We start from the raw sequence: 11,917 nt of genomic DNA, 5'->3' as shown, positions 1-11,917 counted from the left end.
CAGCAGCGCGCACAAGGCAATGACCAAAATATCGACCAACTGGTGCTTTTTGCTCCGCTCTAAACGGAAGTCGGGCATATCGGCGAAAAACGTGTTCCAATCCATGACCCAAAGATCGGAAAACCCGTTTTTTGATGCGTTTAACCTGATGAAATTATCATAAAGCCATCTTAGTTATAATTTCTGTTATCCGCTGCTCCAAGATACACGCTTGCCCCAGATTCCCGACCTTTGGGGCTTCACCTGAAACTACCCCATGTCCGCCAACCGCCGCGACCAGCCGTTTTACATGACCGCCACCACCCAGTTTGGGCTGGAAGAAGTGCTGGCCCAGGAGCTGCGCGCACTGGGGGCCAAAGTGGAGAAAGTAGGGCTGCGCGCCATTGAGTTCACCGGCAACCAGCAGCTGCTCTACGAAGCCTGCCTCTGGTGCCGCACGGCCATGCGCATCCTGCGGCCCTTCGCCAGCTTCCACGCTCCCGACGAAAAAACGCTCTACCGCGAAGTCGGCCGCCTCGACTGGAGCAAGTACCTGCGCCAGGACCAGACGTTTGCCATCACGGCCGTCGTCAACAAATCCAACCTGGAGCACTCCCTGTTCGTGGCCCAGCTCACCAAGGACGCCATCGTGGACCAGTTCCGCAACCGCACCGGCGAGCGGCCCAATGTGGATGTGCGCAACCCCGACATCCGCCTGCACCTGCACATGATTGAGAACGAGGTGGTGCTCAGCCTCGATGCCTCGGGCGAATCGTTGCACAAGCGCGGCTACCGCCAGCAAACCAACGTGGCCCCGCTCAACGAGGCCCTGGCCGCCGGCCTGTTGCTGCTGGCCGGCTGGGACGGCAAAACCACGCTCGTCGACCCCATGTGCGGCTCAGGCACCCTGCTTACCGAGGCGGCGCTCATCGCCCAGCGCATCGCGCCGGGCCTGTATCACCAGGGCAAGTTCGGGTTTGAGAACTGGGCCGATTTCGACGCCGTGCTCTGGGAAACGGTGCAGATGGATGCCCGCCAGATGCGCCTGGAAGAACCCCAGTGCTACCTGGGCGGCTCCGATCTGAGCCGGGACTTCATCGAGCTGGCCCGCGAAAACGTGGCCGCCGCCGATGTGGAGGACTTCATCCGGTTGGGCGTGCGCGACGTGAAGGACGCCGTGGCCCCGGCCCGCGCCGCGCCCGGCATCGTCATCATGAACCCGCCCTACGGGGAACGAATCGGGGAAGAAACCGAGATGGACGACCTCTACAAAACCATCGGCGATACGCTCAAAACAAACTTCCAGGGCTACGACGCCTATATTTTCACCGGCAACCTGCAAGCCGCCAAGCGCGTCGGCCTCAAAGCCTCGCGCCGCATTCCGCTCTACAACGGCCCGATTGACTGCCGCCTGCTCAAGTACGAGTTGTATCGCGGAACGCGGAAAGTAGCGAAGGAAGGAGAGGAGGGAGGCGAATAGGGGAAACAGCAGCAAAAAAGTCGCGGAATGCTCAGGATGACAATTTATTTCCGCATTATCTTACCCTTCCAACCCGCCCTTCCATGAAAAAACTGCTGCTACTTCTGTTGCTGCTGCCGCTGCTGCCGCTGCTGGTTACGGCCCAGTCCATTACCCGCGTGAACCCGACCAACTGGTGGGTGGGCATGAAGGAGCCGAACGTGCAATTGCTCGTGTACGGCCCCCAGGCCGGCTCGCTCACGTATTCGGTCAACTACCCCGGCGTTACGCTCACCGCCGCGCACACCACCGAAAACCCCAACTACGCTTTCCTCGACCTGACCATTGCCCCCGATGCCAAGCCCGGCACACTGCGCCTGGTAGGGCGCGGGGGCAAGCGCGCCGTTACGCAAAAATGGGAGCTGCTGGCCCGCGACAACCGCCCCAAAGGCCAGGGCGTAACGCAGGCCGACCTGATTTACCTGGCCATGCCCGACCGGTTTGCCAACGGCGACCCGCGCAACGACAAGTTCGCCGACCTGGCCGACCCCAACGCCGACCGCGCCAACCCCTTCCTGCGTCACGGCGGCGACCTGCAAGGGGCCGCCCAACAGCTTGATTATCTAAAGGAGTTGGGCATCACGGCCGTCTGGTTTACGCCCGTCATCGAAAACAACCAGCCTCTCACCGACGAGGGCGGCACCCTGCGTTCGGCCTACCACGGCTACGGGTTCACCGACCACTATACCGTGGACCGCCGCCTGGGCGGCAACGCGGCCTACCGGAGCTTCGTGGACCAGGCTCACGCCCGGGGGCTGAAAGTGGTGCAGGACGCCGTGTACAACCACGTGGGCATCAACCACTGGTTCGTGCAAGATTTACCCTCGAAAGACTGGCTGCACCAATGGCCCACCTACACCAACACCAGCTACCGCCAGCAGCCCATCACCGACCCCCACGCCGCCCAGATTGATAAGCTGGTGACCACCGACGGCTGGTTCGTGCCGTTTTTGCCCGACCTCAACCAGCAGAACCCCTACGTGGCCAACTTCCTGATTCAGCACGCGCTCTGGTCGGTGGAAATGTTCGGGGTGGATGCCTGGCGGATTGACACGTATATGTACAACGACCAGCCCTTCATGAACCGCTGCAACGCGGCCCTGCTGGCCGAATACCCGAGCATTCACATTTTCGGCGAGTCGTCGGTGAACAACGTGGTGGATCAGGCCTACTACGTGCGCAACAACATCGCCTTTCCCTTCAAATCCAACCAGCCGGGCGGCCTCGATTTCGTGGTGGAAAACGCCGTGCTGGCCGGCTTGCGCGACGTGGGTACGCCCGCCGCCACCAGCTGGGACGGCGGCGCCCAGCACCTCTACCAAGCCCTGGCCCAGGACGCCGTGTACCAGGACCCCAGCAAACTGGTAACTTTTCTCGACAACCACGACCACAACCGTTTCCTGTCGGAAGTAGGCGAAGACGTGGCCAAGTTCAAAATGGGCCTGACCTGGCTGCTGACTACCCGTGGCATCCCGAGCCTGTACTACGGCACCGAAATCCTGATGAAAAACTACAAGGACCCCTCGGATGCCGAAGTGCGCCGCGACTTCCCCGGTGGCTTCGCGGGCGACACGGCCAACAAATTCACGGCCGCCGGCCGTACCCCCGCCGAAAACGACGCCTTCAACTTCGTGCGCACCCTGGCTACCTACCGCCGCACCCACCCGGCCCTGAGTTCGGGCCAATTGATGCAATACCTGCCCGAAAAGGGCCTCTACGTGTACTTTCGCTACGACCGCACCGGCACCGTGCTGGTAGCCACCAACACCACCGACCAGCCCGCCCGCCTGCCCACCGCCCGCTTCGCCGAACGGATGAACGGTTTCAGTAAAGCCCAGAACGTGCTGACGGGCGCAAGCGTGGCGGATCTGAGCACGTTGGAATTACCCGCCAAAACGGCTGTAGTGCTGGAGTTGGGTAAGTAGCGCGAAGCAGAAGCTTCGCGCGTCGTTGAACGATACAACCGGTTACTAAAGCCCGTCATCCTGAGCGCAGCGAAGGACCTTATCACGTGAGAACAAAGAGTCGTGCATACGCTCTTTGTTCTCACGTGATAAGGTCCTTCGCTGCGCTCAGGATGACGGGCTTTTTCCTGCTAATCGTCGGCGGTTATTGCTGGTAGCTTTTGCAGGCTTCGATGCAGGCGCGGCAGGCATCGGCGCACTGCTGGCAGTGGTCGTGCTTGTGCTGGCCGCACTCGTCGGCGCACTTCCGGCAGATTTCGAGGCACTCCTTGAGCACGTGCTGGGCATGGTCGGAGCCGCGGGCGATGAAGGCGTGGGTCAGGCGGCAGATGTCGGCGCAGTCGCGGTCGAGGCGAATGCAGGGCACCATCATCTGAATGTTGTCTTCGTGCAGGCAGGCGGTGGCGCATAGTTCGCAGGCGGCGATGCAGCGGGCGAGGGCGTCGAGAACTTGCTGATTCTGGGTGGCGGAAGTGGTGGGGTGGGCCATATGAAATTGGTTGTAAAAAGAACTGTCATTCCGACGCAGCAGGAATCTGGGTGAAATCATTGAGCGGAATCAGTGCAGTGGTATTACCCAGATTCCTCCTGCGTCGGAATGACAAAGAATATTTGTTTCCCTTCATACGGCTGCTTTACCTGGTCGGCCGTGCACGATTTGGTGGGCTTCGTGCACGATTCCCGCTTTCAGCGGGTTATCTTCATCCTTTCACCCCGCCCCGATTCGCCTTATCTTTACGCTATGTTATTCGCCGCCGAACCCCTCGCCCCCACCATCGAATCTGCCCGCCTCGTTCTTAAAAAGTACTACGGCTACGACGCGTTCCGGCCCATGCAGGAGGATATTATCAGCAACATCATGGGTGGGCAGGACACGGTGGTGCTCATGCCCACCGGCGGCGGCAAAAGTATCTGCTTCCAGGTGCCGGCCGTGGTGCAGGAGGGCGTCTGCATCGTTGTGTCGCCGCTGATTGCCCTGATGAAAGACCAGGTGGAGGCCCTGAAAGCCAACGGTATTCCGGCCGCCTACATCAACTCCAGCATCGGCGCCAGCGAAGCCAATAACATTGCCGCCGACTGCCTCAACGGCCACCTCAAGCTGCTCTACGTGAGCCCCGAAAAGCTGCTCTCCGATGGGTTTCTGGCCTTTGTGAAGCGGCTGAAGGTGAGTATGTTCGCCATCGACGAGGCCCACTGCATCAGCTCCTGGGGTCACGATTTCCGGCCCGAATACACCCAGCTGCGGGTGCTGCGCGAGCAGTTTCCCCAGATTCCTATCATCGCCCTCACCGCCACCGCCGACCGCCTCACCCGCCGCGACATTCAGCAGCAGCTGCGCCTGAATAAGCCCAAGGTGTTTCTCTCGAGCTTCGACCGGCCCAACCTCAACCTCATTGTGCGGCCCGGCCAGGATCGGGTGGGCGGAATTCTGGAGTTTCTGGAGCGCCACCAGGGCGAGGCGGGCATTATTTACTGCCTGAGCCGCAAGCAGTGCGAAACGCTGGCCCAGAAAATCCAGGCCAAGGGCATCAAGGCCGGCTACTACCACGCCGGCCTCACGCCCAACCAGCGCGGGGCCGTGCAGGAAGGCTTCCTCAAGGACGATTTGCAGGTGATTGTGGCCACCATCGCCTTTGGCATGGGCATCGACAAGAGCAATGTGCGCTGGGTGATTCACTACAACCTACCCAAAAACATTGAGGGCTACTACCAGGAAATCGGCCGCGCCGGCCGCGACGGCACGCCCGCCACGGCCCTGCTCTTTTACTCGTTTGGGGATGTGATGAGCCTGCGCGACATGCTCACCAAGGAAAACCCCCAGCTCAACCAGCTCAACCTGACCAAGCTGGAGCGCATGCAGCAGTTTGCCGAGGCCGCCGGCTGCCGCCGCCGCATCCTGCTCAACTACTTCGGCGAAACCCTGGCCCACGACTGCGGCAACTGCGACATCTGCCGCAACCCGCCCACCACCTTCGATGGTACCGAGCTGGCCCAGAAGGCGCTGTCGGCGCTGGTGCGGGGGCGCGAGCGGCTCAGCATCGGCCTGCTGATCGACGTGTTGCGGGGTATGCGCAACCAGGCCGTCATCAGCGCCGGCCTCGACCAGATAAAAACCTACGGCGCGGGCCGCGACCTGCCCTACCTGGATTGGTACAGCTACGTGCACCAGATGCTCAACGACGGGCTGGTGTACATTGCTTACGAGGAAGGCTACGCGTTGAAAATCACGGACCTGGGCCGCGACGTGCTGCAAGGCCAGCGCCCGGTGTCGATGAAGAAATTCCAGCCCGCCGAGAAGGCTGAAAAGAAAACCCGGGGCCGCAAAGCCGCCGCCGCTGCGCCTGCCCCTGCCTCCCGCGAGGCGCAACTGTTCGAGGCCCTGCGCGCCCTGCGCAAGCGCATCGCCGATGAGCAGGGCGTGCCGCCCTACGTTATCTTCACCGATGCCACGCTCACCGAAATGGCCGCCGAGCGGCCGGTGAACCGCGTGGCCATGCTCGGCATTTCGGGCGTGGGCATGAAGAAGTTTGAGAACTACGGGGAGGCCTTCATCCGGGAGGTGCTCACCTACGGCGGCAACCCCGCCGCCCAGGCCGAGTTCGAGGGCGAATCCTCGCTGCCGCTCAACCTCGACCCCGATGATGCCGGTGCGCCCCGTACGCCGGTGAAAAAGGAAGTCAGTACCGAGCCCGGCTCCACCGTGGATGCCACCTACCAGCTCCACCGCATGGGCCTGAACCCGGAGGCCATTGCCGAGCGCCGGGGACTGGCCCTGAGCACCGTGCAAAGCCATCTGACCACGCTTTACACGAAAGGCTTCGAATTGCGCCTGGAGGATTTTCTCACCTCCCAGGACCTGGCTACCATCCAGACGGCCGTGACCCAACTCGGCGGCCAGCCGCTGCTGCGCGACCTGTTCGACCATTTGCGCGAGCAGTACGACTACTTCCGGCTGCGGCTGGCCCAGCAGTACTTTCGGCGGTTGTAGCCCCAACGTTTCCCGGTCCGAAGCCTGGGAAACGTTGAGGCTACAGTACAAAAAATATTAGCAAATATTCCGGCTAATTGAATTAGTATTCTTGTAACGTAGTTCCTATCTTCGTGAGCCGGTACTTGCTTGCCGTTGCAGCCTTATTCCCCGGCTCCCCTGCGTTATGATCAACACGAACCTCAAATTCTGGCGGCGCGAACTGAGCCTTACGCAGGCGCAGATGGCCGAAAAACTGGGTATCAAACGCTCGTTGGTGGGCGCTTACGAAGAGGGCCGGGCTGAACCCAAGCTGGCGACGCTCGTCAACATGGCCCGCCTGTTCGGCATCACCCTCGACGCGCTGGTAACCACCGACTTTAGTAAGCGCAAGAATGCCAAGGCGGCGGCCCAGCTCCAGGCTCAGAACGCCCAGATGGCCGCCGATTCCGGTAACAGCCGTCCTGGCGGCAACCTGCGCATCCTGGCCCTGACGGTGGACCGGGAGCAGAACGAGAACATCGAGCTGGTGCCCCAGAAGGCCGCCGCCGGCTACCTCAACGGCTACGCCGACCCCGAGTATCTGGAGGAGCTGCCTAAGTTCCGCCTGCCCATGCTCGGCAGCTCGGGCACGTTCCGGGCCTTCGAAATTGCCGGCGACTCCATGCTGCCCATTGCCAGCGGTACCGTGATTGTGGGCCGCTACGTTGATGATTGGCTGAACCTCAAGGACGGCACGCCCTGCATCATCGTCAGCAGCAAGGAGGGCATTGTGTTCAAGCGGGTCTTCAACCGCCTCAAAGACAACGCCATGCTGGCCCTGCACTCCGACAATCCCCTCTACTCGCCCTACCAGATTGACGTGGAGGATGTGGTGGAAATCTGGGAGGCCAAAGCCTACATCAGCAGCACATTCCCCATCGCCGACCTCTCGCTGACCCGTTTGGCCAGCATCGTGCTCGACTTGCAGCAGCAGGTGAGCACCATGAAAAAGGTGTAGCGTCCGGTGCGCGCATTTTCCCCGAAAAACCCCGTTGCCAGCGTAGGCTGGCGGCGGGGTTTTTCGGGGAAATAAGCTGCCTGCTTCGGGGAAGCTTAACTTCCAACGGGCACCTGCGTACGTTCAGGCAGTATTCACTTCTCCCGAGTTCCTATGTTCAAGTTGATTCCCGCCACCGACCGTTATCATGCTGCGCCCGTTAGCTGGCTGAGCAGCTATTTTCTGTTCAGCTTTGCCGATTATCACGACCCGCAGAACGTGCATTTCGGGCCGTTACGCGTTTTCAACGACGATACCGTGCAGGGCAACGCCGGTTTTCCTCAGCACCCGCATTCCGAAATGGAAATCGTGACCCTGGTGCTCCAAGGCGAACTATGCCACGAGGACACCATGGGCAACCGCAGCACAATTACCCGGGGGGAGGTGCAGCGCATGACGGCCGGCACCGGCCTGGCCCATTCCGAAACCAACGGTACCGATAAGCCCGTGCAGCTGTACCAGCTCTGGTTCCTGCCCAATCAGAAAGGCCTGGCTCCCAGCTACGAGCAGAAGGACATAGATTTCCTGGATACCAAGAACGAGCTCATTCCTCTTGTTTCGGGCCAGAAGGTGCTGGAGGATGTGGTATTTATGAACTCCAATAGTACGGTGTACTGGTGCAATCTGCGGGAAGAAAAGACGGTAACGTTTAAAACCTTTCCTATCCGAAATACTTTCATTTACGTGAAAGAGGGGGCACTTTTTGTTGGTGGCGTCGATGTCGGACCCAACGACCAGCTTCGCATTACGGATGAGCGGGTGCTCGAGATTCAGGCCACCAAAGATGCCCAGTTCATTCTGATTGACCTGCCGGCTATCGAAGCCAACTACTAACCCTGCTAAATGAGTACTCCTTTTCCAACTACCCTCATTCCGGCTGATGAAGCCGCGCGGTTGCGCACGCTACACCTCTACCAGATTGCAGGTACCGCGCCCGAGAAAATCTTTGATGACTACGTGGCCTGGGCCGCGCAGCTGTTCAATACGCCCATCGGTCTTATTTCCCTGGTCGATGAGAACTCCGTACACTTCAAGGCGCTGGTCGGGATTGAAGGGGTATCGGTTCTGCCGCGTGGCGAAAGCATGTGTTCGGCGGCCATTTTGCCGGATGCGCCTATCGTCACTTCCGATTACAAGGCCGAAAGCTGTGCCCTGATCAAGCCCGACGTGGCCCAGGCGCACGGCCTGAATTTCTACGCCGGCTCGGCCCTGCGCATGCCCGACGGGGCGCGGGTTGGGATGATGGCCGTTATCGGGCGTGAGTATCGCACGCTCTCAACCGACGAGGAAAAAGTTCTCACCCAACTGGCCGACCTCGTTAGCCGGACCATTGAGCTACGCTTCCAGTACCTGCACGCCCACCGCCCTTACGATTGGGAGGCAACCCAGCAGGAGCTCTCCGCTACCCTCGACGATAACGCCGCCCTCACCCGCTACCTTACCACCCGCAACGACGGCCTCAACCTCGACGATGATGAAGTTCGTGACTTGGTTCTGCGCCGCCTCGCCGGCGTGGCCAACGTGCTGGACCGCCGCCTGCGGGAAGCCCGGGAGGTAGGCTAGGTCCCGGACTCGTTGCCGGTTATTTCGAACGGCTGCCCGGCCCCACGGCCCCGGCAAACCGCTAATTCCTGCAACAGGGGTCGGCGGTTTGCCGGGGCCGTGGGGCCGGGCAGCGCAAGGGTTGTTGATTATTTGGCGGTGGTCGGTGGGGCGAAAACGGCCCGTAACGCCAGTAGCGCGGCCGGGTGGTACACCGTGCCGTGCGTTTCGTGGGGTAGGGCAGAGAAGGTGGCCGTCAGCCGTTGATTGCCGGCCTGCTGCACCAGGGCAGCCAACTCCCGCGTTTCGCGGGCTATATCGGGCTGCGCGCTGGCGACTACGAACAGCGTTTTGGCCGGCCCCCGGTACTGGCGCAAAAAAGTGGGGGCCTGCTGTAATAACCGCTCCTTGTTCCACCACAGACTGGGGTCGAAGGCCAGATAGGTATCGAACAGGTCGGGCTCGGTGAGCAGCGTTTCCACGATGAACAGCCCGGCCAGCGACTCGCCGATGATGGCTTTTTCGCCCGTTACGCGGTAGCGGCGCTGAATCTCGGGCATCAGCTCCTGGCGCAAAAACCGGCGGAAAGCCGCCGAGCCGCCTACCCGGGGCGCAATTTTGCGGTCTTCGGCGTCGGTGGTGGGGCCGGTCAGGTCGCGGCGGCGCTCCGTGTTCTCGATGCCCACCAGCAGAAACGGCCGCATCGTGCCATTGCCCACCGACACCTGCACCAGCCCGGCCACATGCAGGAAGTCCTCGGCCATGCCCCCATCGGGCATATACAGCACCGGCAGGGCCGTGCGGGCCGAGTCGGGGAAGCCCGGCGGCACATACACGTTGATGCGCCGGGTTTCGCCCAGCACCCGGGAAGCCAGCGTAAACGTTTGCCCGATGCTGAGTGGCGCGGCGGCAGGTTGCTGGGCCGCCGCAGGCCGGGCCAGCAGCAGCAGAATCACCAGCAGACTGGTGGCGTGGGCAAGCGGGCGGAAAGTCATCATGGGCAGCGGGTGCGGATAAAAAACGCCCGGAGTTCGGGCTCCGGGCGTTTTGGTTTACATGGTGTATTTGCGGCCTTTGTTTTTCTCCTTGAGGTAGGCCATCAGGGGCTGAAAGTATTCGACCATGGCGCGGGCCGAGAGGTCTTCGCCGGTTTTGTCCTTGAGCACCGTGCGCCAGTCCTTGCTCGCGCCGGGCCGCATGATGTCGGCCAGGAAAGCGCCCACTTCCTTGTTGCCGTAGTAGTTGGTGGCGTGCGGGTCCTGCTGAAGGATGTTTTTGGCGATGTGGTCGTGGAGCTGGAACAAGATGATGTAGCTCAGGGCGTAGTCGTAGTACTGGGCCGGGTCGTCGTTGATGTGGGTTTTGGTGGCCGGGTCGAGGAACTGCTCCCCGCGCGCCGTGGCCGGCACGATGCCCTGGTACTGCCTGGCCAGCTCCCACCAGCGGGCGTTGAGCTGGTCGGGGGCGAGATTATCGGCGTAGAAGCTTTTCTCCCACTCGCTCATCACGCCCGAGGCAAAGGGAATGAACACCACCGAACCCAGCGCTTCCTTCAGCAACGACTGCATCTCGTCGGTTTTCACCTTGGGGTCAATCAGCCCCAGACCGGCCAAGAAGGGCTTCTGGCGGGCGGCCAGGCCCATGAGGCTGCCCATGGCCTCGTGGTAGGCGCGGTTGGCCCCGCCGCGCAGCAGCACCGGCACCTCGGGGTTGGTGTAGGTGAGGTAGTAGTAGATGTGGCCCAGCTCGTGGTGGGTGGTTTCGTACCACTCGGTGTTGGGCTCCACGCTCATCAGGCTGCGCACATCGTGGTCAAGGTCCATGTGCCAGGCCGAGGCGTGGTTGTTCTTCTTGTAAGTAGCCCCCTTGGGCAGCGGGTAGAGGCTGGATTTGGTATAGAACGAAGGCGGCAGCGCCGGGAAGCCCAGGCTCTGGTAGAAGCGTTCGGCCTGCTGCACCTGCCACTCAGCGCCTTTTTTGGCCAGCACCGGGTCCAGGTCGAGGCCCTTCACGTCTACCATGCTGCTCCAGTCCTGGCCCCAGCGGTTGGGCAGCCAGGAGGCGGGCAGGTAATCGGGCACCTGTTTCACGCCGTACTGCCGGGCCAGCTCGTAGCGGGCGTAGGTGTGCAGCTCGCGGTATAGGGGACGCAGCTCCTGGTTGAGCTTGCGCACGAGCGTCATCATCTCCTGGCGGCTCAGGCCGTAATCGGAGGCCTGGTAGGTGAAGTAGTCGGGGTAGCCCAGGGCCTGCACGGTCTGGTTGCGCAGTTCGCGCAGGTTCAGCAAACCGGGCTTCAGCGTGGGGCCGATTTCCTTGCTGGCCGCCCAGATCTGCTCGCGCCGGGCCGGGTTCTTCTCCTTGCGCAGCAGCTCATCGAGGTCGTTGGTGGTCACCGATTTGCCCTGGTACTTGTAGTCGAAGCCGTAGAGCTTCTCGGTCTGCTGGGTTTCGGCCTTGATGCGGGCCTTCACCACGTCGGCAATGGTTTGGGGGGAGTTGGCGGCGTTGTAAAGGGCCGTTTCCACCTGCTTCACCTGCAAGTCGGTCAGCTCGGTTTTGTGGTCGAGAAACTGGCGCAGGCGGGTGATATTTTCCGTCGAGCCGGTGAAGGCCGCCATGCGCTCATTTGCCCGGGCCGTGGCCCCGGCGTTGGCCGTGTCGCCGGCCACGATGTGCGTGTTGGAGCGCCACTCGGCCTCAGCCGACGCCGTGTAGAGCCGCTGGTATTCGCCCGAGTAGTAGTTCAGGTAAGTCTCGGCCAGCGCCGGCCAGTTGGGCGCAGCGGCCACCTGGGGCTGCCCGGCGGCGGGCGGCGCGCTGGCAACGGGGGCTTTGGCGGTGGGGGCGCAAGCCGTGAGCAGCGCGGCGGCGGTGAGAACGGGGAGGAAGTTTTTGGGCATTCG

Annotated in this window: 9 protein-coding genes; 6 read left to right on the top strand and 3 right to left on the bottom strand. The window is 61.8% G+C overall.

Annotated features, from left to right (window positions below; genetic code table 11):
- Positions 1 to 256 precede the first annotated feature (256 nt).
- Complete coding sequence (locus tag D0T11_RS08765; protein WP_119655403.1) at positions 257 to 1,459, top strand: THUMP domain-containing class I SAM-dependent RNA methyltransferase; 1,203 nt, start codon at positions 257 to 259, stop codon at positions 1,457 to 1,459.
- An 83-nt stretch (positions 1,460 to 1,542) separates the two neighbouring features.
- Positions 1,543 to 3,423 (top strand): glycoside hydrolase family 13 protein, encoded by a 1,881-nt coding sequence (locus tag D0T11_RS08760; RefSeq protein WP_119655402.1) that lies wholly within the window; start codon positions 1,543 to 1,545, stop codon positions 3,421 to 3,423.
- 184 nt (positions 3,424 to 3,607) lie between these two features.
- Here the strand turns inward: D0T11_RS08760 and D0T11_RS08755 are convergent, their stop codons facing one another.
- Positions 3,608 to 3,952 carry a four-helix bundle copper-binding protein gene (locus D0T11_RS08755; protein WP_119655401.1) on the bottom strand — a complete coding sequence of 115 codons (345 nt, stop codon included), beginning with the start codon at positions 3,950 to 3,952 and terminating at the stop codon, positions 3,608 to 3,610.
- 252 nt (positions 3,953 to 4,204) lie between these two features.
- Between D0T11_RS08755 and recQ the strand changes: the two genes are divergently transcribed.
- The 4 genes from recQ (at position 4,205) to D0T11_RS08735 (ending at position 9,032) form a co-directional block, all read left to right on the top strand.
- Positions 4,205 to 6,451, top strand: a complete 2,247-nt coding sequence (gene recQ, locus D0T11_RS08750; protein ID WP_119655411.1) for a DNA helicase RecQ — start codon at positions 4,205 to 4,207, stop codon at positions 6,449 to 6,451.
- Between the two features lie 166 nt (positions 6,452 to 6,617).
- A complete protein-coding gene (locus tag D0T11_RS08745; protein ID WP_119655400.1) occupies positions 6,618 to 7,430 on the top strand; it encodes a helix-turn-helix domain-containing protein in 813 nt (270 codons plus the stop codon).
- Between the two features lie 153 nt (positions 7,431 to 7,583).
- A complete protein-coding gene (locus D0T11_RS08740) occupies positions 7,584 to 8,303 on the top strand; it encodes a pirin family protein (protein ID WP_119655399.1) in 720 nt (239 codons plus the stop codon).
- Positions 8,304 to 8,312: 9 nt separating this feature from the next.
- Positions 8,313 to 9,032 (top strand): GAF domain-containing protein, encoded by a 720-nt coding sequence (locus D0T11_RS08735; protein WP_119655398.1) that lies wholly within the window; start codon positions 8,313 to 8,315, stop codon positions 9,030 to 9,032.
- Between the two features lie 128 nt (positions 9,033 to 9,160).
- Here D0T11_RS08735 and D0T11_RS08730 read toward each other — a convergent pair whose 3' ends face one another.
- Positions 9,161 to 10,009 carry an alpha/beta hydrolase gene (locus tag D0T11_RS08730; RefSeq protein ID WP_245990691.1) on the bottom strand — a complete coding sequence of 283 codons (849 nt, stop codon included), beginning with the start codon at positions 10,007 to 10,009 and terminating at the stop codon, positions 9,161 to 9,163.
- 54 nt (positions 10,010 to 10,063) lie between these two features.
- Positions 10,064 to 11,914, bottom strand: a complete 1,851-nt coding sequence (locus D0T11_RS08725) for a M2 family metallopeptidase (protein WP_119655397.1) — start codon at positions 11,912 to 11,914, stop codon at positions 10,064 to 10,066.
- Positions 11,915 to 11,917: the final 3 nt, after the last annotated feature.

It is taken from the genome of Hymenobacter rubripertinctus (assembly GCF_003583925.1).
GTDB lineage: Bacteria > Bacteroidota > Bacteroidia > Cytophagales > Hymenobacteraceae > Hymenobacter > Hymenobacter rubripertinctus.
Note: the sequence above shows the minus strand (reverse complement) of the source record. Positions and strands in the feature narration are given on the sequence as shown.

What these genes read in the sequence shown, in the direction of transcription:
- D0T11_RS08755 (WP_119655401.1), bottom strand. Translation starts at nt 3,952, where the DNA reads ATGGCCCACCCCACCACTTCCGCCACCCAGAATCAGCAAGTTCTCGAC.
- D0T11_RS08725 (WP_119655397.1), bottom strand. Translation starts at nt 11,914, where the DNA reads ATGCCCAAAAACTTCCTCCCCGTTCTCACCGCCGCCGCGCTGCTCACG.
- D0T11_RS08765 (WP_119655403.1), top strand. Translation starts at nt 257, where the DNA reads ATGTCCGCCAACCGCCGCGACCAGCCGTTTTACATGACCGCCACCACC.
- recQ (WP_119655411.1), top strand. Translation starts at nt 4,205, where the DNA reads ATGTTATTCGCCGCCGAACCCCTCGCCCCCACCATCGAATCTGCCCGC.
- D0T11_RS08740 (WP_119655399.1), top strand. Translation starts at nt 7,584, where the DNA reads ATGTTCAAGTTGATTCCCGCCACCGACCGTTATCATGCTGCGCCCGTT.
- D0T11_RS08745 (WP_119655400.1), top strand. Translation starts at nt 6,618, where the DNA reads ATGATCAACACGAACCTCAAATTCTGGCGGCGCGAACTGAGCCTTACG.
- D0T11_RS08730 (WP_245990691.1), bottom strand. Translation starts at nt 10,009, where the DNA reads ATGATGACTTTCCGCCCGCTTGCCCACGCCACCAGTCTGCTGGTGATT.
- D0T11_RS08735 (WP_119655398.1), top strand. Translation starts at nt 8,313, where the DNA reads ATGAGTACTCCTTTTCCAACTACCCTCATTCCGGCTGATGAAGCCGCG.
- D0T11_RS08760 (WP_119655402.1), top strand. Translation starts at nt 1,543, where the DNA reads ATGAAAAAACTGCTGCTACTTCTGTTGCTGCTGCCGCTGCTGCCGCTG.